Origin of the sequence: Nocardioides mangrovicus (assembly GCF_003674065.1) — a bacterium.
GTDB lineage: Bacteria > Actinomycetota > Actinomycetes > Propionibacteriales > Nocardioidaceae > Marmoricola > Marmoricola mangrovicus.
This window is the reverse complement of sequence record NZ_RDBE01000010.1, coordinates 988,225-1,014,486: the sequence shown is the minus strand read 5'-3', so window position 1 is coordinate 1,014,486 and position 26,262 is coordinate 988,225. Positions and strand designations below refer to the sequence as shown.

Below are 26,262 nucleotides of genomic sequence, written 5' to 3'. Positions count from 1 at the left end.
ATGGGTATTGACGCGTGACGATCACCACTGCCGCCACGGGCCGGGGTGCGGCGTCGGCGGTGGGGTGGTCTCGACGCGCCGGCTCGCAGGGCTCGCCGAGCTGCTCGACCACCGCACGACGCGGCGCCGCGCTACACGGCGCGGGAGGTCAGCCGGCGGGCTTGTTGGGCCAGCCGGTGTAGCACTCCGCCAGCCACGCGCGGCCGTTCTCGGAGCTCACCAGCGACTCCAGCTCGCCGAGGTGGCGGCGGTCGTCGAAGTCGGAGTCCTCCTCGGTCGTGTGGAGCATGGTGGTCATCCAGTAGGAGAAGTGCTGGGCGCGCCAGACGCGGGCCAGGGCCCGCTCGGCGTAGGCATCGAGGGCGTCGTCCTTGCCGGCGAAGAAGCGCTCGAGCTCCTCGGCCAGCACGCGGACGTCGGCCAGGGCCAGGTTGAGGCCCTTGGCTCCGGTGGGCGGGACGGTGTGGGCGGCGTCGCCGGCCAGCACCAGGCGGCCGTAGCGCATCGGCTCGCAGACGAAGGAGCGGAACGGCAGCACCGTCTTCTCGATAATGGGTCCCTGCTGCAGCTCGAAGCCGTCCTCGCCGGCGACGCGGGTCTGCAGCTCCTCCCAGATGCGGTCGTCGGACCAGGCGTCCACGTCCTCGTCGGGCGAGCAGCCGAAGTACATCCGCTGCACCTTGTCGGTGCGCTGGCTGATGAGGGCGAAGCCGCGCTCGGAGCGGGAGTAGATCAGCTCGTCGTAGGACTGCGGGGCCTCGCACAGGATCCCGAACCAGGCGTAGGGGTAGGACCGGAACAGCTCCTCGCGGCCCTCGACGTGCTGACGGGTGACGCTGCGGGAGCCGTCGGCGCCGACGACGACGTCGCACTCGATGTCGTGGCGCTCGCCGTCGGCGTCGGTGAACCGCATCCGGGGACGCTCGCCGTCGGTCGTGGCGCGGACGTCGGTGATGTCGGAGTCGGTGACGGCGAAGCGGACGTCGCCGCCGTCGCGCTCGCGGGCCTTGGCCAGGTCGACGAAGACGTCGGTCTGCGGGTAGAGCGTGGTGGTGGCGCCCACCAGCTCCTGGAAGTCGATGCGGTGGTGCTCGCCGTTGAACCGCAGCGAGATGCCGTCGTGCTCGCGGCCCTCGGTGAGCACGCGGTCGCAGGCTCCGGAGTCGACCAGCAGCCGGACGCTGTCGTGCTCGAGGATGCCGGCGCGGTGGGTGGTGGAGATGGTCTCGTAGTCGCGGGTGTCGACGGCGACGGAGTCGATGCCGGCACGGGCGAGCAGGTGGGAGAGCATCAGGCCGGCCGGTCCGGCGCCGACGATGCCGACCTGGGTACGACTACTGCTGCTCATCGAGCACCTTCGAGGCGACGGCGAACGCCCGGTTCGCGGCGGGGACCCCGCAGTAGACGGCGCACTGCAGGAGGATCTCGCCGATCTCCTCGGCACTCAGTCCGTTAGTGCGGGCGGCTCGCACGTGCATGGCCAGCTCCTCCCAGTGACCGTGCGCCACGAGGGCGGTGAGCGTGACGGCGCTGCGCATGCGCCGGTCCAGCCCCGGTCGGGTCCACACCTCACCCCACGCGTAGGAGGTGATGAAGCGCTGGAAGTCCTCGGTCAGCGGCGTCTTCGCCGCCACGGCGCGGTCGACGTGCGCGTCGCCGAGCACCTCGCGCCGCACCGTCATGCCGTCGTCGTAGCCCACTGGTCCTCCAGGTCGTCGATCACGGTGGCCGGGTCCTCGGCCGGGGGCAGGTGGGCGACGCCGCGGATCACGGTCGCCTCCGGGAGCTGCGAGGGCGGCACGACGGCGTCGTGCTCGCCGACGTAGCTGGCCAGCGGGACGCGGGCCTCGCCGATGCGCTCGCGCAGGTCGAAGTCGGCCAGCGCGGCGCAGACCAGGGTGTAGGAGGTGTCGTCGACCGCCACGAGCTCGTCGAGGAGACGTCCCACCACCCGCGGCTGCCGCTCGGCGAACCCGGGGGCGAACCAGCGCTGGGCCGAGCCCGCGACCACCGCCGAGGTGCCACCGCGGCGTACCAGCTCGATGCGCTCGGCCCACACGTCGGCCTCAGCGATGCGCGGCGCCGAGGCCAGCGTGGCGACGTCGGCCACCGGGCCGGGGTCCAGAGCGAGCTCGAACCCGACCGCTCCGCCCACGGAGACGCCGGCGTAGCGGACCCGACGTCCCTCGCCGTGCTCGACGGCGAAGCCGCGGACGGCCGCGGCAAGGTCGGCGATGGAGAAGGACGCCGTCGTCGACGGGCCGTTGCCGTGACCGGGCAGGTCCCAGCCGACGACCTCGCGGTCCTCGGCCAGCCGCGGGACGCACTGCTCCCACAGGGTCGCGACGCCGGTGCCGAGCGAGGGGCCGAGCAGGAGCAGCTCGCGGCTCCCCCGGTCGCCGCCCAGCGCGGTGAAGGTCAGCTCAACCATCGGCCCGGTCCCTCCCGGCCGCACGGGCCAGCGCCTCGTCGACGAAGGCGCCGGCGGCGCCCAGGTAGTGATCGACGTCTGTCACGCCGCGGCTCTCGGCCAGCAGCGCCTCGGCGTTCTCCTCGGCGCGCCGGCGCATCAGGTCGACGTCGACCTGCAGCCCGGCGGTCAGCTCGGCGACCTGGCTGGTGGCCACGATCCCCAGCCCCAGCAGGCGTTGCAGCGTCGGCCACTCGGCGTGCCAGGCACCGTCGGGACGCTGGTCGACGGCGTTGCCGGCGGCCAGGTGCAGCGTGGCGCCGAGCTGCGGGGCCTGCATCGAGGCCGACCGGACCACGGTGGCGAGCACCGGGTTCTGCTTGTGCGGCATCGTCGAGGATCCGCCGGCGCCGTCGCGGGCACCCTCACGCACCTCGCCGTTCTCGGCCCGCCCGAGCAGGAGCACGTCGGCGGCGATCACCCCGGCGGCGTCGAGCGCCTCCACCACGGCGTCCCCTGCGCGGGTCACGGGCGTACGCCGCGTGTGCCAGGGCAGCCCGGGCCAGGCCAGACCGAGCTCGTCGGCGAAGTCGGCCGCCGTGGCCACCGGGTCGGCCTCGAGCACGGTGTCGGCCAGCGACAGCGTGCCGGCCGCTCCCCCGCACTGCACGGGCACGACACGGCGCACCGCACGCACCCCGTCGCGGGCGTCGAGCAGCCCCACCAGCCACTGCGCGGCCACCAGGCCGAAGGTCACGGGCACGGCGTACTGGGTGAGCGTGCGGCCGGCCATGACCGCGTCGCGGTGGGTGCGGGCCAGGTCGGCCAGCGAGCCCACCGCGGCATCGAGGGAGTCGGTGATCGCGACCAGTGCGTCACGGGTGAGCAGCTGCAGCGCCGTGTCGAGGACGTCCTGGCTGGTGAGCCCACGGTGGATGAGCGGCGCGACGTCGTCGGAGGCGGCGGCGCGCAGCGCGGCGACGAGCGGGGTCACGGGATTGCCGGTGGGATCGGCGTCGAGGTCGAGCCCGGCCACCTCGGGAAGCTCCAGGCCGGCCGTGACCTGCAGCCAGGCCGCTTCGACCCGGACCATGGCCGCAACCAGCGCGGCGTCGTCGACCAGGCCGCCGGAGCGCTGCCACCCCGGGGTCAGCAGGCTCATGTGAAGTCCAGGAAGACGGTCTGCTCCTCCCCCTGCATCCGGACGTCGAACACCAGCGCGTCGCCCTCGCGGCGGGCGGTCATGCGGTCGCGCTCGGCGGTGTCGAGGGAGTCGAGGAAGGAGTCGGTGGCACCGGGGAGGTAGATGCGCGTGAACAGCACGTCGAGCAGGCCACGAGCGAAGACTGCCACGGCGATGAACGACGCGTCGGGCTCGACCGTGCTGAACCGGTACTCGCCGGCGTTGTCGGTGGCGCACCGGCCCCACCCGGTGAACGGCACGCCGTAGCGGCGCAGCGAGCCCGGGACCTGCGGCACGACGCCGTCGATGCCGGCCTGCCGGATCTCCAGCAACGCGTCGGGCAGCGGCGCTCCGTCGCCGTCGTAGACGCGACCGCGCAGCGTGAGCGAGCCCGGGGAGCCCCACGGCACCAGCTCGTTGTCACCGGGGTAGGGCAGGGCGTAGTGGAAGAAGGGGCCGACGGTCTGGCCGGGGGTCGCGGGCAGCGTGCGCTCAGTCATCGGTCGCCTCCATCGGGGTCGTCCTGCTGCCGGTGAGCACGATGTCCCAGGAGTAGCCGAGCAGGAACTCCGGCTCGGAGACGTCGTGGTCGTAGCTGGCCACCAGTCGCTCGCGGGCCTGCGGGTCGGTGATCGACTGGTAGATCGGGTCGAGCGCGAAGAGGGGGTCGCCGGGGAAGTACATCTGGGTGACCAGCCGCTGGGTGAAGTCGGTGCCGAACATCGAGAAGTGGATGTGCGCCGGCCGCCAGGCGTTCTGGTGGTTCTTCCAGGGGTACGGGCCGGGCTTGACGGTGACGAAGGTGTAGCGGCCGTCGTCGTCGGTCAGGCAGCGGCCCATCCCGGTGAAGTGCGGGTCCAGCGGCGCGGGGTGCTGGTCGCGCTGGTGGATGTAACGACCGGAGGCGTTGGCCTGCCAGACCTCCACCAGCTGGCGGCGCACGGGACGTCCATCACCATCCAGGACCCGCCCCTGGACACGGATCCGCTCCCCCAGCGGCTCTCCGCCGTCCTGGATGGTGAGGTCGGCCTCCAACGGGTCGACGTCGGTCGGCCCGAAGACCGGGGCGAGCAGCTCGGCCCCCTCGGGGTCGGCCTGCTTCAGCGCCTTGGTGGGGTGGCGCAGGATCGAACTGCGGTACGGCGCGTAGTCCAGGCGCGGCTGCGGACCGCTGGGGTCCTTGGCGTAGGTGGCGATCTCCTCGCTGATCGTCGCTTGGCTGTCGAGCGGTGTGGGCACCCGATCAACGCTAGGCAAGCGTGGGCGTGGCGGTCGACACTAGGATTCCGGCCAGTGGAAGGAGGCTCGTGTCGGGCAATGCAGCACGATCGGGCGTCAGCGTGGTCTCGCGCGCGATGGCCGTCCTCACGACCTTCGATCAGGACCACGCCCGGCTCACCCTGACCGAGATCGCGCGCCGCGCCGACCTGCCGCTCGCCACCGCCCACCGGCTGGTGGGGGAGCTCGCCCGCGCCGGCGCGCTGACCCGCGCGGAGGGCGGGGAGTACGTCGTGGGCCGCACGCTGTGGGACGTCGGCCTGCTGGCCCCGGTGCAGGTCGACCTGCGCGAGGTGGCCGCCCCCTTCCTCCAGGACCTCTACGGCGCCACCCTGGCCACCGTCCACCTCGCCGTGCGCGAGCGGCTGCGCGCCCTTTACGTCGACCGGCTCGTCGGCAACCGCTCGGTGCCGGTGGTCAGCCGGGTCGGCTCCCGGCTGCCCCTGCACTCCACCGGCGTCGGCAAGGTGCTGCTGGCCCACGCTCCCGCCGACGTCCGCGAGCAGGCGCTGCTCTCGCTCGAGCAGGTCACGCCGTTCACCGTCACCCAGCCGGCGCGGCTGCAGCGCCAGCTGACCCGCGTGCTGACCGACGGCTTCGCGACGACGAGTGAGGAGATGAGCCTGGGCGCCTGCTCGGTGGCCGTGCCCGTCGCCGACCGCCGCGGCGACGTCGTCGCCGCCCTGGGCATCGTCGTGGCCAGCCTGCGCCGCGACCAGGGTCGGCTGGTCTCGGCCCTCACCGTCGCGGCGAAGGGGATCGGGCGGAGTCTGGCGTAGGGGTGCGACCGCCAAAGTCGTGCACTTGCGGAGTTTGGTGCGTGACAAATCGGGCGGACCCCCGGATTGTCTTCGCAAGTGTGGGGTTTTGGCGCCCTTTGGCACCCCGGGGCACCCCCGGCCGGCCACCTCCCGGCACCCTCACCGCCGCACCCGCCCGTCGTAGGCCTGGGCGGCCGAGAACACCGCCTGCACGTAGTCCCAGGAGTGGTTGTAGGCGAACACCGCGGTCCCCCAGCCGGCGCCGGTGGCGAGGTCGTGGCCGTCGGCGCACAGGTAGCGGCCAGCAGCCAGGGCGGCGTCGTCGAGGTCGTCGACGTCGGCGCGGCCGTCGCCGTCGCCGTCGGCGGCCCAGCGGTCCCAGGTGGAGGCCAGGAACTGCATCGGGCCCTCGGCGTGGCTCCCGTCGGGCAGCACCGGCCCCGTCACCGGCGCCGAGGGCACCGCGTCGGCACCCAGGGCGCGGCCGCCGACGGTGCCCTGCTGGGACTCCACCCAGCCGATGCCGGCCAGCGTCGTCCAGCCGAGGTGGCACGAGGGCAGCTCACGAGCGAGGCTGATCTCGGCGCGCCCGTAGGCGCGCAGTGCCGGGCGCGGGATGCCCGTGGCCGCCGACGTGCGTCGCACCCACGCCGGTGCCGGGGCCGGCACCACGGCGCCGGTCGAGGCCGCCGGCACGAGGTCGACGACGGCCGGGGCGGCCGTGGGCAGGCGACCGGCCGTGAGGTCGGCCAGCTCCGGGCTGGTGCCACCGCGGGCGACCAGCGAGACCAGCACCAGCGAGCCGAGCAGTGCCGCGACGACACCGACCGCCCGCAGCCGCGTCACCCGAAGCGGCCGTTGACGTAGTCGTTCGTGCGCTGGTCCTGGGGGGCGTTGAACATCGCGTAGGTGTCGCCGTGCTCCACGATGACGCCGGGGGTGCCGTGGGAGGCGAGGAAGAAGGCGCAGGTGTCGGAGACCCGCGCGGCCTGCTGCATGTTGTGGGTGACGATCACGATCGTGACCTCGCGGGCCAGGTCGAGCATCGTCTCCTCGATGACCCGGGTGGAGGTCGGGTCCAGCGCCGAGCACGGCTCGTCCATCAGCAGCACCCGCGGCCTGATGGCCAGCGAGCGGGCGATGCACAGCCGCTGCTGCTGACCGCCGGAGAGACCGCCACCGGGGGCGTCGAGGCGGTCGCGCACCTCGGTCCACAGCCCCGCCCGGGTCAGGCAGGACTCGACCAGCTCGTCCTTCTCGGCGCGGCCGGCCCTGGTGCCGGTGAGCTTCAGCCCGGCGAGCACGTTCTCCTGGATCGACATCGCCGGGAACGGGTTGGGCTTCTGGAACACCATCCCGATCGCACGGCGGGCGGCGGTGAGCCGGAACTCAGGGTCGTAGAGGTCGACGCCGTCGAGCAGCACCTCCCCGGCCAGCTGCGCCGAGGGCACGAGCTCGTGCATCCGGTTGAGGATGCGCAGGAACGTGGACTTGCCGCAGCCCGAGGGCCCGATGAGGGCGGTGATGCCGCCGGCCGGCATCGTCAGGGACACCCGGTCGAGCACCTGGCGCTCGCCGAACCAGGCCGAGATCTCCCGGGCCTCCAGCTCGGCGAGCCCGGCGTGACCGGGCCGGTCGGGCTGGTCGCCGGGGTGCGCCGGCAGCAGGGTGGTCTGGTCGTCGGCGAAGAGGCTCACGGTGACTCCTGGTGGGGAACGCTGGTGGGGAACGCCGGTGGGCCGGGGCGGAGTGCCCCGGCCCACCGGGTCGGACGGTGCTACTTCTTGCGCTTGACCGTGATGGTCTTGGCCACGCCGACGACGTTGCCGTCGCCGACGTAGCTCACGGTGAGCTTGTTCTTGCCCTTCTTGAGCTTGGCGATCTTGAAGGAGATGGTCGCGACGCCGTTGCGCAGCGAGCCGACGCCGATCGTCTTGGCGCCCTTCTTGATGACCACCGCGCCGGTCGGCGTCACGCCGGCCGCGGCGATGCGCACCGTGGCGGTGTACTTCGTGGCCTTGTGGTGCTTCTTGGCCTTGGCCAGCTTCACCTTCACGCCGGTGATGGCGCTGCCGGCGCGGGTGACGGTCAGCGAGCCGGTGTTGCTGCTGCCCAGGTGGGTGGCGTCACCGGAGTAGCTGGCGGTGATCGGGTAGGTGCCGGCCGGCAGGCTCGAGGGGATCGCGATGCTGGCCTGGGTGCCGCTGACCGCGCCGACGCCGGTGAAGCCACGTCCGTTGATGGAGACGAAGCCGGTGCCGCCGTTGGCCACGGTGATGACCGCGTTGGAGCCCGCCCCGAAGACACGGACGCCGCCGGTGACGCTCAGCGAGCTCTGGGTGGTCGGGACGCCGCTGCTCTGCCCGGCCGGGTTGACGGTGAAGTTGGACGTGCTGGCCGTCGTGGCCACGCCGCAGCTACCACCGCTGCCGGCGAGCGCCATCTGGCGGAAGCCGTCGTTCTCGATGATGCTGGTCGCCGCGCTGCTGCACAGGAAGCTGTTGTTCGAGCTGGTCTGCTGGAACAGGTTGAGCAGAGCCGTGGAGGCGTTGCCCCGCACGACGTTGTAGACCGCGCGCTGCGCGACCCAGCCGTTCTCGACCCGCACCGTGGAGTCGGCGCGACCCCGCGAGAAGGGTGCGACGGCGTCGGGGTCGTTCTTGATCGCGGTCGGGTCGTGCTCCTGGGTCTCCACGACGTTGCTGGCCAGGGTCGGGGCCACACCGCCGTTGGCCGCCTGCAGCTGGGCCAGGAAGAACGTCCTGGTGCCCGAACCGGTCTGCGGGATGTAGGGGTGGATCGGGGCGTTGTTGCCACCGAGCTGAGCCCAGTTGGTGAAGGTGCCGTTGTAGATGCCCAGCACCTGACCGATGGACAGCGCGGTCGGAGCGTTGGACGCGACCGACGCCGAGACCACCGTCGTCAGGTAGTCGACGGCGAAGGGGTAGGCGACCAGACCGGCGTTGGTCTCGGCCGTCGAGAGGCCGGAGGAGGAGCGGGCGAAGTCGACGCTGGGGTTGCTGGGGCTGTAGAGCAACGCCTTGCCGGCGCCGGAGCCGTTCGGTCGGGCGATCGAGTTGGTGCCACCGGTCACGGCGTTGCTGCGGATGGTGATGGGGGCCGTGGTCGAGGTGGCACCGGTGCACGGGTAGGTCGTGTTCGCCGCGTAGGTGCAGGCGTCCCACGAACCGATGCGACCGGTGCTCAGACCGTTGTTGAAGGCGTCGGCCAGGTCCTTCATGACGAACTGCGTGGTGTCGGAGCCGACACCCACGAAGTCACCCGCACCGGGCGTGAACTGGACGGTGCCGTTGTTGGGGTCGGCCAGGGCCGGAGCCCCGATGGCCAGACCCGAGGCGACCAGGGCGGTCACCGCGATCCCGGCGCGGAGTTTGTTCGCAAACATCGTTGTTCTCTCCCGATGTACGGTCATGCGCGGATAGGTGAGTCGATCTGTCCTTCACACCGGGGGCGGTCGTTGCCGCGGCCGCCCTCGGGCCTTGCGCGTGGTGCGTCTTCAGTTGTGGGTCCAGGTGAGCCGCCGAGAACGGCTCACATCAGGTTCGGGAGCAGCCGCGCCGTGGTGTCGGTGGTGAACCAGGCCAGCGTCAGCACCACCGGCGAGGCCACCACCCACACCAGGGCGTGGGAGAAGCGGTGCCAGGCGACGGTGACGACGTACGCCGCGCCCAGCAGCAGCGCCAGGCACAGCGCGAGCACGGGGAGCGCGGAGGAGTCGGTGCCCATCGGCAGCTGTCCGGCGTCGACGGAGGCCGGCTGGCCGCCGCCGGGCTGGAAGCCCTTCGTCGCCACGGCGTCGACGTACACGGCGGTGGTGGGACGCAGCCAGGCCAGCGCGCCGCTGCCCTCCGCGGTGACCAGGGTCAGCCTGCTCTGGGCGCCGGTGACGGCGGCGGGCACGGGGTCGCCGGCGTGGCGCACGTCTTGGACCCGGTAGACCACACGGCCCTGGCTCATCTGCACGACGGCCTCGTCGCCAGGGTGCAGCTTCGTGATCGAGCCGAACGGAGCGCCGTAGGTGGAGGCGCGCCCCATCACCACCGAGATGCCGCTCTGACCGGGCAGCACCGTGCTGGCGAGGTGCCCCGGCCCGGCACGCAGCACGGTGCCGGTAGTGCCCTCGACGACCACCTGGCGCAGCCCGATCGTGGGGATGGTCAGCAGCGAGACCGGCGTGCCCGGCGTGATGACGCCGCCGGTGGGCGCGGTGGCCGAGGCGAGATCGGTGCGCAGCTGCGGGTAGAGGAGGGCCTGGGCGCGGTTGTGCGAGAGCACGCTGAGGAACGGCAGCTGCACGACCAGCCACAGGCACACCACGGCCAGCAGCGCGAACCAGGTCGAGACCAGGCTCCACGCCTCGGCGGTGCTGCCCGCCCGCACCTGCGGGCGCGGCTGCCGGCGCGGTGCGGCCGGCGCCGACGTGGGGGCCGACGTGGGCGTGGGGCTGGGGGCCGGGGTGGGGCCGACGGTCGCGGCGCTCACGATCGCCCTCCGCTCGCTGCGGCGCGCCCGAGGAACCGGGTGAGCGCGGCCACGAGGCCACCGACCAACCCGAGGAAGAGCAGCCCGGGCAGCAGCATCCCGCCGGTGCCCGACCGGGTCGGCGCGGTGCGCGCGACCAGCTGGGTCTTCGCGGTCACCGGCTGGGACGCCTTCGGGGTCACCGCCTTCGGAGCCGCCGGTGCGGACGCCGGTGCCGAGGCGGGCGCGGCCGCCGCCGGGGCAGGCGCGGCAGCCGGCTCGGCCACCTTGGGCTTGGCCACGGCCGGCGCCTTCTGGGCCAGCACCGCCGCCTTCGTGCGCTGGTCGGCGGCGTACAGCTTGGCCGTCACGCCCTTCTTGGTGATGGGCAGGTAGCCCTGCGGCAGCTGTCCGTTGCCGCGGCCGGGCACCTGCCCCTGAGTGGTGGAGATGTCGATGAACTGGGCGACGCGCTTGGCGGCGTCCTTGTCCATGCCCGACGTGCGCGCGGCGGTGGAGACCACGAGCATCCCCGGGTACGCCGTACGGCTCTTGCGGACCCGCGCCTGGTCGAGGCTGAAGGCGCCCTGCTTGCCGCCGGTCTGCTGGGCCAGCGCCACGGCCGCCGAGAGACCCGCGGTGTCGGGGGCGACGTAGCTGCCGGGGGCGGCCTGCAACGAGGCCACCGGCAGCCCGTAGCGAGCGGCGTCGCCGAGCGTGACCAGGCCGAGCATGAACCGGCTGCCGACGCCCTGCGGCGGGATGCGGCCGAGCTTGTACAGGCCGGTGTTGGTGTCGGTGTCGCAGACCGTGTTGACGTTCGGCCAGCTGAGGATCATCGCGGTCGAGATCTGCTGGAAGGAGCTGACCGGGGCGGCGACCTTGGGCAGGTAGGGCGCCGGATTGTTGGCCAGGCAGGCCTGGCCCGGCGTCGACGGCACGAAGGTGTCGAGGATCGGCCAGGTGCTCACCGGCAGCTTGAGGTTCTTGTACGCCGGGTTGACGGTCATACCCCACGGGTCGGCCTTGCCCTTCATGAAGGCCTTGGCATCGGGGTCGGCCTCGATGTAGGAGGTGATGGCCTTGATGACGTCGGAGGAGGTCGACAGCGAGAGCAGCGTCGAGGCGGCCTCGGAGGAGTGCACCGCGTCGAGACCGGGGTTGAGCTGCTGGAACTCGGGGTCGAGGTTGAGCGAGATCGGGTTGGTGGCCAGCCCCGGCCGCTGCTGCCCCAGGCTCGAGGCCGGGTAGGACATCGTCAGCAGCTTGGCCAGCAGCCGGGCGTTGAGCTCGAGGCTGTCCTCCTGGCCGCCGTTGTCGGGCTTGTCGATGTCGAAGGCGATACCGAACCCGCTCACCGCGGTCGGCGCGAAGCCGACCTTCACGGTCTTGTCGTCGGGCTTGCGCGGACCGGTCACGAGCGCGGCGTCGGCGCCGCCGCTGGCCATCAGCGCGAACGCGGCGTCGTCGGGCATCGTGTTGGCCTGCCAGTTGAACCGCTTCTTGTCCAAGCAGTACGCCGGCGCCCACTGCAGCGTGGCCTGGCGCATCAGCGCCGAGCCGTAGAACGTCACGGGGGTGCCGCTGCCCAGCAGCTGGCAGGTGCTCGGCGGCAGCGCGAACTCCAGCGGGACGCTGAAGCGGTTGCGCCAGTTCGACGGCGACCACCACAGGTAGGGCGAGACCGCGAGGTCGGGGGTGAGCAGGTTGCCGAAGTTGTTGCTGCCGGGGTCGAAGGCGCCGGTCTTGTTGCACGCGGTGTCGGCGTCGGCGCAGCTGATGCCCTCGATCGGCACCACGACCAGCGAGCAGGCCACCGTGTGCGAGCAGCCCAGCGACTCGTTCTCGGCGTCGGTGCGCACCTCGAAGGCGGCGCTGCCGTTGCCGTTGCCGTCGGTGAAGGCCGAGATCTCGTTGGGCGGGTCGGCCGAGCCGACCGCCGCCTCCGGCGGCATCGTCGTCTCGCTGCAGCCCGAGAACGTCTTGCCGGCGGCGCTGACGAACGGGGTGATGTGGACCGACAACGTGGTGTCCGTGCAGTCCGCCGGCAGCGACGAGACCCCCGAGAGGGCGCCGGTGTCGGCGGGGTCGGCGTACTTGTCGTGGCGCCAGGGCGCCTGCGTGGCGTCGGCCTTCTCGGTGCGCTCGTTCCAGGTGTTGGTCCAGCACGTGCTCGGCGACAGCTGCTGGTCGGCGGGCAGGCTCGGGTCGTCCAGGCCCCGGCACTCCATGAGCAGCACCGGGTACTCCTGGTTGAGGCCGTCGACGCCGAAGGGGTTCGCCGCCCGGCCGCCCGAGGGGTGCGCCCCGCTCCAGGAGACGTTGATCCGCTCGCGGGCCTGCAGGTCGGTGTGCTTATCGACGCTGACGGTGACGTCGCGCGAGTCCGCGGTGGTGGTCGTGCCGGAGGCGTCGACCAGATCGCGGGTGAGGTGGTGGGTGGCCGACCAGGCGTCGGAGCCGGCGGCCTGCGCCGCGCCGGCCGTGCCCGGCGCCAGAGCAGGCACCAGCGCGAAGGCAGCGAGGAAGAAGGCCGACAGCGCTGCCGGAAGGCGCCTCATCGCGAGCCCGCCTTCACCGCGGCGCGGCGTCGCATGCCGGCGACGTAGAGGCCTGGCAGCAGGATCAGCGCCAGCAGCTCGAGTGCCGAGACCCAGCCGAACAGCTTCTTGTCACCGGCGTCGCTCGAGCCGAGCGTCGTCGGGTTGGCGTAGACCTGGCCCGTGGCGGCCGCGTTCGTGGCGTCGGAGCTCGGTACCGCGGCGGCCGCGACCGCCTGCCCCGTGGTCGGATCGACTGCAGCGCTGGTGGTGCCGGGCGCCGCGGTGGTGGTGGTGCCGGCGGTGGTGCCGGCGGTGGTCGTCGTGGGCTGGTTGGCGTCGGTCGACGGCTTGCCGGTGCCCGTGGCCGAGCCGCAGGGGCCCGCCCCCTGCTTGTCGCACGCGGCCGGCTGCGGCGCGATCTCGGCCAAGTGGTTCTTCGACAGGTTGCCCGGCACGAAGGTCGGGTTGTTGCACTTGGTGACGTCGCGGCTGGTGAGGTCGACCGCGGGGTCGGCGGTCTTGAGCTTGGCCAGCTGGGAGAAGCCGGCCTGCACCAGGTTCAGCGGCAGCGGGGAGTAGCCGTACGGACCCGCCTTGGCCTGCCCCTGGCACAGTCCGTAGAACATGAAGTCGGCCAGCGTCTGCCGCTTCGCGGTCGTCATCCGCTGGTCGTTCGCCCCGGTCGGGATGATCATGTATGAGTACGACGACAGCGGGTAGGCCCGCGGGTCGGGGTCGGTGTAGACGTTGTTGAGGATCTGCGTGAGGTAGTCCTGCGAGCTCGGGTCGTCGTTGATCTGCGCCTTGGTCAGCGCCACCGCGACGTTGTACTGCGTCGGCTCGACGTAGTAGCCGCCGTTGTTGAGCACCTTGACCACCGGGTAGTGGGCGTTGAGCGGGTAGGAGTACTCGACGTAGCCGATGGTGCCGTTGCCGGCGGCGCCGTCGATGGTGTTCATGACCTGGTCCGAGCCCGACGCCGCGATCTGGCGGCCCTTGCGCGGGAACTGCGACGTGAGCCCGGACTGGCCGTTGTAGGGCCGCCAGATGGCGGGGAACATCGTGTCCAGGTAGCGGGTGAACTGGGCCGTCGTGCCCGAGCCGTCGGAGCGCACGACCGGCGTGATCGGCAGCGCCGGGAAGGCCCGGCCGTTGTTGTCCTTGGTGATCGCCGGGTCGTTCCAGTTGGTGATCTGGTTGGTGAAGATCTTCGCGATGGTCTCGCCGGACAGGCGCAGGTTCTTCACCTGCTGACCGCCGACCTTGAGCTGGTAGGTGAACGCGGTGCCACCGGCCACGATCGGCAGGTACGCGTACTGGCGGCCGTTGCTGGTGTCGGCCTGGTGGGTGACCGGGTCGGTGCCCTGGAACGGGATCTCGGAGATGCCGAAGTCGGTGACGTTGTTGGCGAAGTCCTTGCGGCCCTGGGAGGAGCCGTTGCCGTTGTAGGTGACCTGCATGCCGAGGCTGTTCACGTCGGAGATCCACTGCTGCAAGATCACCTGGCTCCAGGTGGAGCCGGAGCCCTCGATCTCGGCGTAGGACGTATCGCGCATGGCGAACGCCGGCGAGCCCGCGGCGACGCACACGGCGGCCAGCGCCAGGGCGAGGGCGAGACGGATCGAGCGGCTCACGAGGGCCTCCGGGAGAGCGAGCGGACGAGACGAGCACGCAGCGGCGGCTTGGCGCCACGCGGGCGGGCCAGCAGCCGGGCGGTGACGAAGAGGGCCAGCACGAGCAGCAGCAGCACCGAGGCGGTGCCGAAGGCACGCTGGATCGCGACGGGCACTCCGCTGCGCACGGTGGAGAAGATGAACAGCGGCAGCGAGTTCATCACCCCNGATGAGCACCGGCGAGGTCTCGCCGATGCCGCGGGCGATGCCCAGGATGAGGGCGGTGGCCAGGCCGGGCCGGACGGTCGGCAGCACCACGTGCCAGACGACCTTCCAGCGCGAGGAGCCCAGCGCCAGCCCGGCCTCTCGCAGCCCGCTCGGCACCACGCGCAGCACGACGTCGGAGGCGCGGGCGATGATCGGCAGCATCATCACGGCCAGCGCCAGCGCCGCCGCCAGCCCCGAGCGCGGCACGCCGAGGGCGATGATCAGCGTGCTGTAGATGAACAGCCCGGCCACGATCGAGGGCAGCGCGGTCATCGCCTCGACGACGGTGCGCACCAGCCGGGCCGAGCGGCCACCGATCTCGGTCATGAACACCGCGGTGCCGACGCCGAGCGGCAGCGTCACCGCGGTGGCGATGCCGACCTCGATCAGCGAGCCGATGACGGCATGGACGATGCCACCCTTGTCCAGCGGGTCGCTCGGACCGACGCCGGCCATGTCGTGGGTCCAGAAGTTCAGGTGCGTCAGCGGCTTCCAGCCCCGCGCGAAGACGAAGATCAGCGTGCTCAGCAGCGCCAGCCCGACCAGCAGCGCGCCGCCGGTGATGACCCCCTGCGCCACCCGGTCGCGCACGTCGGTCATCGACCCGGTCATCCCCGCGGTGACCGCGGTGAAGACCAGGCCGGCGACGATGCCGACCAGCAGGATCGGCGCGAGCCCGTGTGCCGGCAGCAGCCGTTGGCACACCAGCCAGCCGAAGCCCAGCCCCGCCACCCAGGACCCGATCCGGGCGAACCGCTCCTCGCTCGGCGCCCGGCCGAGCGTGGCCCGCGGCGTCGGCGGCGGGTCGTCGAGGGAACGGGCGGGCAGGTGCGTCGTCGGGACGCCGGTGCCGTGCTGCGGCGTGTGGTGACGGCCGACGTAGGTCGTCGTGTAGGGCGTGATCGACACCTCAGGCGTCCGTTCCGGCGCCGGAGCGGCTGCGGTTGACCACGATCGCGGCGAGCGTGTTGACGATGAGGGTGATGACGAAGAGCACGAAGCCGGCGGTCAGCAGCGCCGAGAGCTGGATGCCGTTGGCCTCCCCGAACTGACCCGCGATCAAGGCCGAGACGGTGTCGGTGCCGATCTCGAGGATGCGCGGCTTGATCGTGAACTCGGGGCTGATGATGAGCAGCACGGCGATGGTCTCGCCCAGGGCCCGGCCCAGGCCGAGCATCGTGCCGCCGATGATGCCGCCGCGGCCGAACGGCAGCACGACCGAGCGGACCATGCCCCAGCGGGTGGAGCCGAGCGCCAGCGCCGCCTCGCGCTCGCCCAGCGGGGCCTGGGAGAACACCTGCCGCATGACGGCGCAGGCCATCGGCAGCACCATCATCGCCACCGCGATGCCGGCGCAGAACGCCGACGCGGTGTAGCGCGAGCGGTCCCAGATCGCGGCGTCCGGATCGGCGTGGACCTTGAAGAAGGGGATCCAGCCGAGGTGCTTCTGCAAGAACAGCGCCACCTGGCTCGCGTGCGGCTCGACCAGGAAGAAGCCCCACAGGCCGTAGATGATGCTGGGCACCGCCGCCATCAGGTCGACGAGCGAGACCAGCACACCGCGGACCCGCGGCGGTGCGTACTCGCTGATGTAGAGCGCCGTGGCCAACGAGAGCGGGAAGGCGAAGAACATCGCCACCGCGGCCACCTCGACGGTGCCGACCAGCACGGCGGCGATGCCGAGCTTGTCGGCGTCGGGCTGCCACTGGGTCTGGGTGAAGAAGTGCAGGCCGTAGTGGCGCAGCGTCGGCACCGACTGCAGCGCCAGGAAGACACCGATCCCGCCGGTGATGAGCAGCACCGTGAGCCCGGTGGTCCGGGCGACGGCGGCGAAGACACGATCGCTGCCGGTGGTGGTCGACGCCAACCGACGAGGGATGGCCGGGGTCGCCGGCTCGTGCTCGTGCAGGACGTGCGGAAGGACGGTCACCTGGTTCCAGTTCGCTCGGTGGCGGATGCGCACCGAACCGTTCTGGGTCTGGGGAAACGGCTCCGCGTGGTGATGTGAACGAACGGCTAACGACCACAGGCGAACCACAGACGTAGCCCGAACGGGTCACGAAACCGGTGCTCGACGGGCCACTCGCGCCCGCTTCGTCCGGCTTCTGATGCGCGGCGTCCGCGGTAGTGGTCTAGCCCGATGCGAACGCCGGAAACCCCTTGTTTGCCTGGGGTTTCGACACCGCGGCGGTCCGCCGGTGTCGCTCGTTGGCCGGCGTGGCGCTCAGCGGCTCGTCGGTCCTCCCGCGGAGCCTGGCCACGACGGGCATACTGCGGGCATGGCCGAGGATCGCGACGAGCAGCGCCCCACCTCAGGGACCGACTCGGAGTCCGACCTGGAGGCCAAGCTCGAGCTGCCGAGCCTGAGCCTGCGGCGACGCCGGGGGAGGAAGCGCAGCGAGCCGGTCGCCGAGGAACCGGCCACCGAGGAGCCGGTCGCGGAGGCGCCCGTGCTGGAGGCGCCCGNNNNCCTGGTGGAGGCGCCCCTGGTGGAGGCGCCCCTGGTGGAGGAACCTGCCACCACCGCCGCCATGTGGTCGCACGAGCTGACGGTGCGACAGGCGGTCGCGCTCCCGACCGCGGCCGCCGCCGCCCGCGCCGCCGAGGACCTCGCCGAGTCGGCGCCCGAGCCCCGGCCCGAACCCGAGACCGAGCACCTGCCCGAGCCCGTCACCGTTCCCGACGAGCCCACCGTCGTGCTGCCGACCGATCAGTCGGAGTCAGCGCCTGAGCCGGAGCCGGAGCCCGAGCCGGAGCCCGTCGCCGCCCGCGAGCGGCGACGTCCCTCCCTGCCTGCGCTGCCGTCCCTGCCCTCGCTGCCCTCGCTGCCCTCCTTGCCGACGCTCCACGCCTCGGGCCGGGTCGCCGCGCTCGTCACCGGCCTCGCGGTCGGGCTGACCGGGGTGCTGCTGGTCTACCTCGCCGAGCAGGGCTGCGCCCTGGTCCGCGACACCACCTCGTGCGGGGGCGTCGGCGTCGTCCTGCTGGTGGCCATCGTCGCGATCATGGTGCTCGAGGGCGCGGCCCTGCTGCGTGCCTTCGTGATCGGCGACGCGCTGAGCACCTCGTTCCTCGCCGTCGGCCTGGTCGCGGTGGTGACCATGGCCTTCCTGCTGGGCATCACCGACCACTGGTACATCGCCATCGTGATCCCGGTCCTCGCCGCCGCCTGCTACGTGCTCTCGTGGTGGGTGACCAGCCAGTTCAGCCACGACGAACCGGTTCGGCGCGAGCCGCACGTCGACGTGTGAAGCGTTGCCGCCACTCGGCAGTCGATCCCCCTACAAGCGGGCGGCGACGAGCTCGGCGATCTGGACCGTGTTGAGCGCGGCACCCTTGCGCAGGTTGTCGTTGGAGACGAACAGCGCCAGGCCGCGGTGGTCGGGGACACCCTCGTCGTGGCGGATCCGGCCGACGTAGGAGGGATCCTGGCCGGCGGCCTCGAGCGGATTCGGGATGTCCGAGAGCGCCACCCCGGGGGCGGAGCCGAGGATCTCGGTGGCCCGCGCCGGGGTCAGCGGACGCTCGAACTCGGCGTTGATCGAGAGCGAGTGACCGGTGAACACCGGCACCCGCACGCACAGGCCGCTGACCGGCAGGCCCGCGATGTCGAGGATCTTGCGCGACTCGTCGCGCAGCTTGTGCTCCTCGACCGTCTCGGCCAGGCCGTCGTCCTCGACCATCGCGCCGGCCGCGGGCAGCACGTTGTAGGCGATGGTGCGCTCGTAGAGCACCGGCTCGGGGAACGCGATCGCCGAACCGTCGTAGGACAGCTCGCGGGCCTTGTCGCCGGCGGCCGCGACCTGCGTGGCCAGCTCCTCGACGCCGGCGATGCCGCCGCCGCTGACCGCCTGGTAGGTCGAGATGATCAGCCGGGTCAGGCCGGCCTCGTCGTGCAGCGGCTTGAGCACCGGCATCGCGGCCATGGTGGTGCAGTTCGGGTTGGCTATGATCCGCCGGCCCTGCAGCGCCGCGTCGATGGTCTGCGGGTTGACCTCGCTGACCACCAGCGGGATCTCGGGGTCCATGCGGAACGCCGAGGAGTTGTCGACCACGACGACGCCGGCCTCGGCGAACCGCGGCGCCAGTCGGCGCGAGGCGGTCGCGCCGGCGGAGAACACCGCGATGTCCAGCCCGCTGGGATCTGCGGTGTCGGCGTCCTCGACGGTGATCTCGCGGTCACCGAACGGCAGCACCGTGCCGGCCGAGCGCGCCGAGGCGAAGAACCGGACGTCGTCCGTGGGGAAGGAGCGCTCGAGCAGGATCTGCCGCATCGCGACGCCGACCTGACCGGTCGCGCCGACCACACCGATGGAGACCATGGATCCCTACCTGCCCGTTCCGCCGTAGACGACCGCCTCGACCTCCGAGGCGTCCAGGTCGAAGGCCGTGTGGGCCGCCGACACCCCAGCATCGACCTCCGACTCGTCGACCACTACCGAGATCCTGATCTCCGAGGTGGAGATCATCTCGATGTTGACCCCGGCGGAGGCGAGTGCGGAGAAGAAGGTGGCGGTGACGCCCGGGTGGGAGCGCATCCCGGCGCCGATCAGCGAGATTTTGCCGATCTGGTCGTCGTACTGCAGCGAGGCGTAGCCGATCTCGGCCTGCAGAGCGGCCAGCGCCTGCATCGCGGTCTGGCCGTCGGTCCGCGGCAGCGTGAAGGAGATGTCGGTCAGGCTCGTCGCGGCCGCCGAGACGTTCTGGACGATCATGTCCAGGTTGATCTGGGCCTCGGAGAGCTTCTCGAAGATGCGGGCGGCGTAGCCGACCTTGTCGGGCACGCCGACCACGGTCACCTTCGCCTCGCTGCGGTCGTGTGCGACGCCGGAGATGATCGCCTGCTCCATGGCCACTTCCTTGGTGATGTCGTCGATCGACCCGGCGATGAGCGAGCCGGGATGGTTGCTGAAGGAGGACCGCACGTGGATCGGCAGGTCGAAGCGGCGGGCGTACTCCACGCACCGCAGGTGCAGGATCTTCGCCCCGCACGCCGCCATCTCGAGCATCTCCTCGTAGGTGACGCGGTCCAGCTTGCGGGCCGTCGGCACGATGCGGGGGTCGGCGGTGAAGACGCCGTCGACGTCGGAGTAGATCTCGCAGACGTCGGCACCGAGCGCCGCGGCGAGCGCCACCGCGGTGGTGTCGGAGCCCCCGCGGCCCAAGGTCGTGATGTCCTTGGTGCTCTGGCTGACGCCCTGGAAGCCCGCCACGATCGCGATCGCGCCCTGGCCCAGCGCCTTCTCGATGCGCCCGGGCGTGACGTCGATGATCTTGGCCTTGCCGTGGGTGCCGTCGGTGATGACGCCGGCCTGGCTGCCGGTGAACGAGCGCGCGTCGTGGCCCAGGCTGGTGATGGCCATCGCCAGCAGCGCCATCGAGATCCGCTCGCCGGCGGTGAGGAGCATGTCGAGCTCGCGGGGCGCCGGCAGCGGCGAGACCTGCTCGGCCAGGTCGATCAGCTCGTCGGTGGAATCGCCCATCGCCGAGACCACCACGACGACCTCGTTGCCGGCGCGCTTGGTGTCGACGATGCGCTGCGCCACCCGCTTGATCGCGGCGGCGTCCGCGACGGAGGACCCGCCGTACTTCTGCACCACTCTGCCCACGGGAGACGATTCTAGGCGCGCACTACCCACGGTCCGAGGCGCTGTCCAGCATGGCGGACGCCTCCTGGACCTCCTCCAGCTCGATCGGGTCCAGGTCACGGTCCAGTCGGGAGTGGGCCACCACCGAGTGCAGGGCGGAGAGCACGCCCGAGCCGCTGGTCCCCCAGCTGGACAGGTAGGAGTACTGCCACCACCACAGCGCCTCGGTGTGGTCGCCGTCGCGGAAGTGACGCAGTCCGTTGGCGACATCGGTGGCGATGCTGCTCAGGTCGTCGGAGATCCGCGCCGGCGTGGTCTCGGGGTCGTAGGGCTCCAAGGTGGCGCCGTAGAGGTCGACGTCGCCGAGGATGTCGGCCAGTCGCAGCCGCATCCGGTCCAGGTCGGGGTCGGGGCCGACGTCGGGCTGGAACTCCTGCTCGGGCACGAAGTCCTGCTGCGCGCCCAGCCGCGCGCCGGCCAGCATGATCTGGCTGACCTCCAGCAGCAGCAGCGGCACCGCCGCCGCGCCGGCCTCGCCGCGCGAGACGCCCTGGATCGCGACCAGGAAGCTCTCGGCCTGGTCGGCGATCTGCTGGGCGAAGTCCTCGACGTCGAAGTCGCTCATCGAGCTGCTCCCTTCCCCTGTGTTTCGGCCATCATTGGGCACTCCTACGTCCGGCGAACGCGCGGCCCAAGGTGACCTCGTCGGCGTACTCCAGGTCGCCGCCCACCGGCAGCCCGCTGGCCAGCCGGGTGACCGTGAGGCCCATGGGCACCAGCATCCGCGTCAGGTAGGCCGCGGTCGCATCGCCCTCGATGTTGGGGTCCATCGCCAAGATGATCTCGGTGACGGTGCCGTCGTTGAGCCGGGCGATCAGCTCGCGCACCCGCAGCTGCTCGGGTCCGATGCCGTCCAGCGGCGAGATCGCGCCGCCGAGCACGTGGTAGCGACCCTTGAACTCCCGCGTCCGCTCGATCGCGACGACGTCCTTCGGCTCCTCCACCACGCAGATCAGCGCCTCGTCGCGCCGGGGGTCGCGGCAGATCCGGCACTGCTCCTCCTCCGAGACGTTGCCGCACACGACGCAGAACCGAGCCCGCAGCTTGACCTCCAGCAGCGCGTCGGCCAGCCGGCGGACGTCGGCGGGGTCGCTGGCCAGCAGGTGGAAGGCCAGGCGCTGCGCACTCTTGGGACCGACGCCGGGCAGTCGGCCCAGCTCGTCGATGAGGTCCTGCAGCGCGCCCTCGTACATCTAGAACCCTGCGGGTCCGCCGGGCAGGCCGCCGCCGCCCATGCCACCGAGCCCGCCGGCGAGCGGGCCCATCTTCTCCGCGGCCTCCGCGTCGGCCTTGGCCTTCGCATCGCGGTAGGCGGCCACCACCAGGTCACCGAGGTCGGCCAGGCTGTCGGCGTCCGCGGGGTCGAAGGAGCCGGCCTTGATGTCCACGCCAACCAGGTCGCCGGTGCCGGAGACGGTCACCGAGACCAGGCCGCCGGCCGTGCCCTCGACCCGCGCCTGCGCCAGCTCCTCCTGCGCCGCGACCAGCGAGGCCTGCATCTGCTGGGCCTGCTGCAGCAGCGAGTTCATGTCGAACCCCTCGCCGAACGGGTTCTCGCTCACCTGGTGCTCCTCACTCGTGGGGTCTAGTCATTCGGAAGGTCCTCGATCACCGTGGCGCCGAGCTCGCGCTCGAGCAGCTCCGCGCCGCGCAGGCCGGAGTCGTCGAGGTCGGGGTCGTCACGGTCGACGTGCTGGTCCTCGGGTGCCGCCGTCGGCTGCGCCGGGACGTTCGGGGGCCGGGTCTCCTCGATGCTCTCCCGGGCGCGGGCGGCCGCCGGGGAGGGGGTGGGGTCGACCGCGGCCTTGGTGACCACCGGCGGCGGGGTGGCCCCCGGCTGGGCGGAGGGGTCCATGACCGCCTCGATGCGCCACTCGACGCCGACCAGGTCGATCAGCGCCTGTCGCAGCACCTCCTCGCTGCCGCCCTCGGCGAAGCTGCTGCGGGCGCCGGCGTTGCGGAAGCCCAGCGTCAGGGCGTGCTCGTCGACCCCGATCACCTGTGCCTCGTTGCTGAGCATCATCCAGGTGAAACGACGCATGGTCTTGATGCGTTCCAACACGTCGGGCCAGAGTCGGCGCACGTCGGCGACACCGAGGCTGCCGGGCGGACCCGCGCCGGGCTCGGGTGCGGGCTCAGGCTCGGGTTCCGGCACAGGCTCGGGTTCCGGCACAGGCTCGGGTTCCGGCTGGGGCTGGCTCGCCGACACCGGCTCGACCGCCGGTTCCGGCGCGACGGCCGGGGCGGCGGGAGTCGGGACGGGCGAGGGTGTGCTCTCGCGCTGCTCGACCACCGGCGGCGCAGCAGCCGGCTCCTGACCCACCGGCGGGACCGGGGTACCGGCGTTGAGCCGACGCTCGAGGCGGTCGAGGCGGGCGGCCAGGCCCAGCGTGCCGTCGTCGGCGTTCGGCAGCAGGATGCGGGCGCAGATCAGCTCCAGCAGCAGCCGGGGGGCCGTGGCGCCGCGCATCTCGGTGAGCCCGTCGGCGACCAGGTCGGCAGCGCGCACCAGCTCGGCGTGACCGAAGCGGGCGGCCTGCGCGACCAGCCGCTCGGCCTGGTCGTCGGCGACGTCGACCAGCCCGCTGGCCGAGGCGTCGGGCACGGCGGCCACGATGACCAGGTCGCGCAGCCGGTGCAGTACGTCCTCGGTGAAGCGGCGCGGGTCCTGCCCGGTCTCGATCACCTTGTCGACCACCGAGAAGACCGTGGCGCCGTCGGCGGCGGCGAAGGCGTCGACGACCTCGTCGAGCAGGGTGTCGGGGGTGTAGCCGAGCAGGGCGACGGCGACGTCGTAGGTGACACCGTCGGGCCCGGCGCCGCCGATGAGCTGGTCGAGCACCGACAAGGTGTCGCGGGCCGACCCGCCGCCGGCGCGCACCACCAGCGGCAGTGCCGCCTGGTCGATGGCCACGCCCTCCTTCTCGCACAGCTCGGCCAGGTAGGCCGAGAGGGTGCGCGGCGGGATGAGCCGGAACGGGTAGTGGTGGGTGCGCGAGCGGATGGTCGCGATGACCTTCTCCGGCTCGGTAGTGGCGAAGACGAACTTCAGGTGCTCGGGAGGCTCCTCCACCAGCTTCAGCAGCGCGTTGAAGGCGGCGGTGGTGACCATGTGCGCCTCGTCGATCACGTAGATCTTGTAGCGGTCGCGCACGGGGGCGAAGAAGGCGCGTTCGCGCAGGTCACGGGCGTCGTCGACGCCGTTGTGGGTGGCGGCGTCGATCTCGATGACGTCGATCGAGCCGGGGCCGCCGCGGGCGAGATCGCGGCAGGAGTCGCACTCCCCGCACGGCTCGGCGACCGGCGCCCGGGCGCAGTTCATCGCCCGCGCGAGGATCCGGGCGCTGGTGGTCTTGCCGCAGCCCCGCGGGCCGGAGAAGAGATAGGCGTGGTTGGCCCGGTCGGCAGCGAGGGCAGCGCGCAGCGGCGCGGTGACGTGGTCCTGGCCGATGACCTCCGCGAAGGTCTCCGGCCGGTAGCGCCGGTACAGCGCGAGGGAGGGCTCCACGGCACGACCCTAACCAGCACCGCCGACAGCCGGCTCCGGCCAGTCCCGACCGGTCCCGACCAGCCTCGCTCACGGCGTCGCTTCGCGCAGCCCTGCCCGTGCGGCGAGGTTGGCGCCGACCACGGCCGCGGCGATCGAGACCAGGGCGCCCAGCACCAGGGCGGTGCCCTCGCCGGGCTCGAACAGACCCTGCTGGTTGCCGATGGCCACCGCCGCCACGGGCACTCCGAGCTGGGCGGCGGAGAGCAACGCGAGCGGCACCGGCGCCCGCAGCGCACAGGTGAGGAGGTGACAGCCGACGGCGCCGAGCCCCAGCGCGAGGCCGAGGAGCGTCATCGACGGGTGGCTCGCGAGGTCACGCACGTGCAGGCCGGCTCCGAGCCAGACGAAGAACAGCGGGCCGAGGAAGCCCTCGGTCAGCGCGAACAGCTGCTTGGCCACCCGGCGCGGCTCGCCCACTCCGGCCACCGCGATCCCGCAGGCGAAACCCGCCAGCATGATCGAGACGTGCAGCCAGACCGCCAGCGCGGCCACGGCGAACAGCACCATCAGGCTCACCCGCAGCTCCAGGGCGAACTCGCGCACCTCGGACACCTCGTGCACCTGGTGACGCCGTCCGCTGCGCTCGGCGGACCGCAGCAGCACGAACACCACGACGCCGGCCGCCACGACGGCCACCGCCCCGACCGCCGCGCGCAGGGCGTGGGCGGGGTCGATGGCCAGCGGCAGGGCCACGATGCACGCGGCGTCGGCCACCGCCACCTGCGGCAGCAGCGCCAGCACCTGCGGACCGCCGAGCCCGAGCGAGCCGACGACCGGCAGGATCACCGCGGCCGAGGAGGAGGCCATCAGCACGGCGTAGAGCGGGGCGTGGTGGGTGCCCGCGATCGCGGCGAGCAGCGCACCGGCGCCGGCCGCCACCACCCCGACGACCACCGCACGGGCCAGCCCGACGCGCAGCGCCGGTCGCAGCCGGGGGTCGCGCACCGGCACGTGGCTGCCGGCCACGAACATCACCAGCGCGAACCCGAGGTCGCCGAGAAAAGCGAACGTCGGGTCGCCGGCGTCGAGGTAGCCGAACCCGGTGCGCCCCAGCACGATCCCGGCCAGCAGCTCGCCGAGCACCACCGGCAGCTGCCAGCGTCGCGGCAGCGCCAGCAGCGGCCCCGCGATGCCCACCCCGCACACCACCGCGAGCTCGGCGAAGGTCACGTCCGGAGACTAGGGGCCGGCGGGGTAGTCAGAGACGAGATGGCTGGGGATCCGACCCGAGAGCAACCATGTCGTCTCTGACTATCGCGCCTGCGGGCATGGAAAGGCCCCTCGCGCACCCAACAGAGCTTGGTTGCCCTTGCTGCCTTCCGGCCCTGGGGGAGTTCGCCTAGGTGTCGCCGCGCGAGGGGTTGGCCCCACTGTAGTCAACGATTTCGGCAGGTCGGAGCCCGGGCGGTAGCCTCTGCGGCGGAGGATTCGCCTAGTGGCCTATGGCGCTCGCTTGGAAAGCGGGTTGGGTTAACGCCCTCGCGGGTTCGAATCCCGCATCCTCCGCCAGTCGTCCCGTTCCACAGTGCCCGGTCGCTCCGGCCGCCACAGGCTCTCGGCGCCGTCTCCTCGTTCCGAGCGTCGACAGGTCGCCCTCAAAATCTATAAGTTCAATCGAGTTGGTGACCTTGAGGTCTCGGGAGCCGTCCATGTCCGTCTTCGTCGACTACGCCGCCCCGTCCGACCCCGAGAAGTCCAAGCCCGACCCGAAGGCCGCCTTCTGATGACCGACTTCACCCTCGACTGGCAGACCTGGCACCGCGCCCACGAGGAGCGGCGCGCCTCGCCCCACGGCTTCCTCGCCGTCACCAGCATCCGCTGGCTCGACGCCGAGCCCACCCGGTTCGCCGACGCGCCCGGCACCTGGCACGACGGCCGGCACGGGGTCGTGGTGGAGCTCGCCGAGGTCGAGTCGCTGCTGGTCGAGGGACGCGAGGTGACCGGCCGCCACCTGTTCGGCGTCCTGCCCGAGCGCGACTCGGTGACCGCCGGCTTCGGCGACGCCGTGGTCGAGATCGCCCGCCGCGGCGACGCCCACGTGCTGCGCCCGCGGCACCCCGACACCGCGTTGCGCCGCGCCTACGCCGGCACGCCCGCCTACGACCCCGACCCGGCGTGGGCGGTCACGGGTCGACTCGAGCGCTACGACCAGCCGGTGCCGACGCCGGTGGGCTCGGTGGTCGAGGGGCTCGAGCACGTCTACGACAGCGTCGGGGAGATCGCCGTCGACGTGGCCGGCACGCCGTTGCGGCTGCTGGCCTTCGGCGAGGACGACGGCCCGCTGGTGGTGCTCTTCCGCGACGCCACCTCCGGCGTCACGACGTACCCGGCCGTGCGCAGCCTGCGCGTCGAGCGCCCCGCAGCCGGCGACGAGGTGGTCGTCGACTTCAACCGCGCCACCAACCTGCCCTGCGCCTACACCCCGTACGCCACCTGCCCGCTGCCCCCCGCCCAGAACGTCCTGACGGTGGCCATCGAGGCCGGCGAGCGCCTCCCGGTGGGCCTAGTCCAGACCGAGTGACACCAG

Annotated in this window: 22 protein-coding genes, 1 tRNA gene and 1 other RNA gene; 3 read left to right on the top strand and 21 right to left on the bottom strand. The window is 72.2% G+C overall.

The genetic code is table 11. From position 1 onward, the window contains the following. Positions 1 to 148: 148 nt before the first annotated feature. Genes D9V37_RS19410 through pcaH form a run of 6 tightly spaced genes read right to left on the bottom strand, consistent with a single transcriptional unit; the run spans position 149 to position 4,832 of the window. Positions 149 to 1,348, bottom strand: coding sequence for a 4-hydroxybenzoate 3-monooxygenase (locus tag D9V37_RS19410; protein WP_121807731.1), 1,200 nt, complete (start codon positions 1,346 to 1,348; stop codon positions 149 to 151). After that, on the bottom strand, positions 1,335 to 1,682 hold the full coding sequence (gene pcaC / locus D9V37_RS19405) for a 4-carboxymuconolactone decarboxylase (RefSeq protein ID WP_121807945.1): 348 nt from the start codon (positions 1,680 to 1,682) through the stop codon (positions 1,335 to 1,337). The genes D9V37_RS19410 and pcaC overlap by 14 nt, the downstream gene beginning before the upstream one ends. Next, positions 1,679 to 2,431, bottom strand: a complete 753-nt coding sequence (locus D9V37_RS19400) for an alpha/beta fold hydrolase (RefSeq protein WP_147456005.1) — start codon at positions 2,429 to 2,431, stop codon at positions 1,679 to 1,681. The genes pcaC and D9V37_RS19400 overlap by 4 nt, the downstream gene beginning before the upstream one ends. Beyond that, the gene (locus D9V37_RS19395) at positions 2,424 to 3,572 is read right to left on the bottom strand and encodes a lyase family protein (protein ID WP_121807729.1); all 1,149 of its coding nucleotides are present in this window, start codon (positions 3,570 to 3,572) and stop codon (positions 2,424 to 2,426) included. The genes D9V37_RS19400 and D9V37_RS19395 overlap by 8 nt, the downstream gene beginning before the upstream one ends. After that, a complete protein-coding gene (gene pcaG, locus D9V37_RS19390; RefSeq protein ID WP_121807728.1) occupies positions 3,569 to 4,093 on the bottom strand; it encodes a protocatechuate 3,4-dioxygenase subunit alpha in 525 nt (174 codons plus the stop codon). Before pcaG ends, D9V37_RS19395 begins: the two co-directional genes overlap by 4 nt. Then, positions 4,086 to 4,832, bottom strand: a complete 747-nt coding sequence (gene pcaH / locus D9V37_RS19385; protein ID WP_121807727.1) for a protocatechuate 3,4-dioxygenase subunit beta — start codon at positions 4,830 to 4,832, stop codon at positions 4,086 to 4,088. The genes pcaG and pcaH overlap by 8 nt, the downstream gene beginning before the upstream one ends. A 68-nt stretch (positions 4,833 to 4,900) precedes the next feature. Here pcaH and D9V37_RS19380 point away from each other — a divergent pair, with 68 nt between their 5' ends. Beyond that, positions 4,901 to 5,650 carry an IclR family transcriptional regulator gene (locus D9V37_RS19380; protein ID WP_121807726.1) on the top strand — a complete coding sequence of 250 codons (750 nt, stop codon included), beginning with the start codon at positions 4,901 to 4,903 and terminating at the stop codon, positions 5,648 to 5,650. Between the two features lie 141 nt (positions 5,651 to 5,791). Here the strand turns inward: D9V37_RS19380 and D9V37_RS19375 are convergent, their stop codons facing one another. From D9V37_RS19375 to ffs, 15 genes are all read right to left on the bottom strand, one after another. Next, the gene (locus D9V37_RS19375; protein WP_198412651.1) at positions 5,792 to 6,478 is read right to left on the bottom strand and encodes a lytic murein transglycosylase; all 687 of its coding nucleotides are present in this window, start codon (positions 6,476 to 6,478) and stop codon (positions 5,792 to 5,794) included. Further along, the gene (locus D9V37_RS19370) at positions 6,475 to 7,239 is read right to left on the bottom strand and encodes a phosphate ABC transporter ATP-binding protein (RefSeq protein ID WP_232525053.1); all 765 of its coding nucleotides are present in this window, start codon (positions 7,237 to 7,239) and stop codon (positions 6,475 to 6,477) included. Before D9V37_RS19370 ends, D9V37_RS19375 begins: the two co-directional genes overlap by 4 nt. Before the next feature lie 170 nt (positions 7,240 to 7,409). Next, entirely contained in the window at positions 7,410 to 9,005 is a 1,596-nt protein-coding gene (locus tag D9V37_RS19365; protein ID WP_158604526.1) for a substrate-binding domain-containing protein, read from the bottom strand. A gap of 179 nt (positions 9,006 to 9,184) precedes the next feature. Next, positions 9,185 to 10,135 carry a sortase domain-containing protein gene (locus tag D9V37_RS19360; RefSeq protein WP_158604525.1) on the bottom strand — a complete coding sequence of 317 codons (951 nt, stop codon included), beginning with the start codon at positions 10,133 to 10,135 and terminating at the stop codon, positions 9,185 to 9,187. Next, positions 10,132 to 12,675 (bottom strand): hypothetical protein, encoded by a 2,544-nt coding sequence (locus D9V37_RS19355; RefSeq protein WP_121807724.1) that lies wholly within the window; start codon positions 12,673 to 12,675, stop codon positions 10,132 to 10,134. The genes D9V37_RS19360 and D9V37_RS19355 overlap by 4 nt, the downstream gene beginning before the upstream one ends. Further along, on the bottom strand, positions 12,672 to 14,864 hold the full coding sequence (locus D9V37_RS20825) for a substrate-binding domain-containing protein (protein WP_456299576.1): 2,193 nt from the start codon (positions 14,862 to 14,864) through the stop codon (positions 12,672 to 12,674). The genes D9V37_RS19355 and D9V37_RS20825 overlap by 4 nt, the downstream gene beginning before the upstream one ends. Positions 14,865 to 15,447: 583 nt before the next feature. Then, entirely contained in the window at positions 15,448 to 16,467 is a 1,020-nt protein-coding gene (gene pstC / locus D9V37_RS19340; RefSeq protein WP_232525024.1) for a phosphate ABC transporter permease subunit PstC, read from the bottom strand. 1,351 nt (positions 16,468 to 17,818) lie between these two features. Next, the gene (locus D9V37_RS19330) at positions 17,819 to 18,859 is read right to left on the bottom strand and encodes an aspartate-semialdehyde dehydrogenase (RefSeq protein ID WP_121807722.1); all 1,041 of its coding nucleotides are present in this window, start codon (positions 18,857 to 18,859) and stop codon (positions 17,819 to 17,821) included. Positions 18,860 to 18,865: 6 nt separating this feature from the next. Next, positions 18,866 to 20,146, bottom strand: a complete 1,281-nt coding sequence (locus D9V37_RS19325) for an aspartate kinase (RefSeq protein WP_121807721.1) — start codon at positions 20,144 to 20,146, stop codon at positions 18,866 to 18,868. Between the two features lie 22 nt (positions 20,147 to 20,168). Continuing rightward, positions 20,169 to 20,750, bottom strand: coding sequence for a DUF5063 domain-containing protein (locus D9V37_RS19320; protein ID WP_121807720.1), 582 nt, complete (start codon positions 20,748 to 20,750; stop codon positions 20,169 to 20,171). Positions 20,751 to 20,781: 31 nt separating this feature from the next. Beyond that, a complete protein-coding gene (gene recR, locus D9V37_RS19315; RefSeq protein ID WP_121807719.1) occupies positions 20,782 to 21,378 on the bottom strand; it encodes a recombination mediator RecR in 597 nt (198 codons plus the stop codon). Beyond that, positions 21,379 to 21,747 carry a YbaB/EbfC family nucleoid-associated protein gene (locus D9V37_RS19310; protein ID WP_121807718.1) on the bottom strand — a complete coding sequence of 123 codons (369 nt, stop codon included), beginning with the start codon at positions 21,745 to 21,747 and terminating at the stop codon, positions 21,379 to 21,381. Between the two features lie 23 nt (positions 21,748 to 21,770). After that, a complete protein-coding gene (locus tag D9V37_RS19305; protein ID WP_121807717.1) occupies positions 21,771 to 23,693 on the bottom strand; it encodes a DNA polymerase III subunit gamma and tau in 1,923 nt (640 codons plus the stop codon). Positions 23,694 to 23,762: 69 nt separating this feature from the next. After that, the gene (locus tag D9V37_RS19300; RefSeq protein WP_121807716.1) at positions 23,763 to 24,905 is read right to left on the bottom strand and encodes a cation:proton antiporter; all 1,143 of its coding nucleotides are present in this window, start codon (positions 24,903 to 24,905) and stop codon (positions 23,763 to 23,765) included. Between the two features lie 102 nt (positions 24,906 to 25,007). After that, an RNA gene (gene ffs / locus D9V37_RS19295) (signal recognition particle sRNA small type) lies at positions 25,008 to 25,098 on the bottom strand. 58 nt (positions 25,099 to 25,156) lie between these two features. On the opposite strand from ffs, the gene D9V37_RS19290 reads away from it, so the two are divergent. Together D9V37_RS19290 and D9V37_RS19285 are read left to right on the top strand one after the other, a co-directional pair. After that, positions 25,157 to 25,244 (top strand) — tRNA-Ser (locus D9V37_RS19290). Between the two features lie 214 nt (positions 25,245 to 25,458). After that, a complete protein-coding gene (locus tag D9V37_RS19285; protein WP_121807715.1) occupies positions 25,459 to 26,256 on the top strand; it encodes a DUF1684 domain-containing protein in 798 nt (265 codons plus the stop codon). Positions 26,257 to 26,262: the final 6 nt, after the last annotated feature.

What these genes read in the sequence shown, in the direction of transcription:
- D9V37_RS19395 (WP_121807729.1), bottom strand. Translation starts at nt 3,572, where the DNA reads ATGAGCCTGCTGACCCCGGGGTGGCAGCGCTCCGGCGGCCTGGTCGAC.
- D9V37_RS19320 (WP_121807720.1), bottom strand. Translation starts at nt 20,750, where the DNA reads ATGAGCGACTTCGACGTCGAGGACTTCGCCCAGCAGATCGCCGACCAG.
- D9V37_RS19400 (WP_147456005.1), bottom strand. Translation starts at nt 2,431, where the DNA reads ATGGTTGAGCTGACCTTCACCGCGCTGGGCGGCGACCGGGGGAGCCGC.
- D9V37_RS19285 (WP_121807715.1), top strand. Translation starts at nt 25,459, where the DNA reads ATGACCGACTTCACCCTCGACTGGCAGACCTGGCACCGCGCCCACGAG.
- pcaC (WP_121807945.1), bottom strand. Translation starts at nt 1,682, where the DNA reads ATGACGGTGCGGCGCGAGGTGCTCGGCGACGCGCACGTCGACCGCGCC.
- pcaG (WP_121807728.1), bottom strand. Translation starts at nt 4,093, where the DNA reads ATGACTGAGCGCACGCTGCCCGCGACCCCCGGCCAGACCGTCGGCCCC.
- D9V37_RS19410 (WP_121807731.1), bottom strand. Translation starts at nt 1,348, where the DNA reads ATGAGCAGCAGTAGTCGTACCCAGGTCGGCATCGTCGGCGCCGGACCG.
- D9V37_RS19330 (WP_121807722.1), bottom strand. Translation starts at nt 18,859, where the DNA reads ATGGTCTCCATCGGTGTGGTCGGCGCGACCGGTCAGGTCGGCGTCGCG.
- recR (WP_121807719.1), bottom strand. Translation starts at nt 21,378, where the DNA reads ATGTACGAGGGCGCGCTGCAGGACCTCATCGACGAGCTGGGCCGACTG.
- D9V37_RS19355 (WP_121807724.1), bottom strand. Translation starts at nt 12,675, where the DNA reads ATGAGGCGCCTTCCGGCAGCGCTGTCGGCCTTCTTCCTCGCTGCCTTC.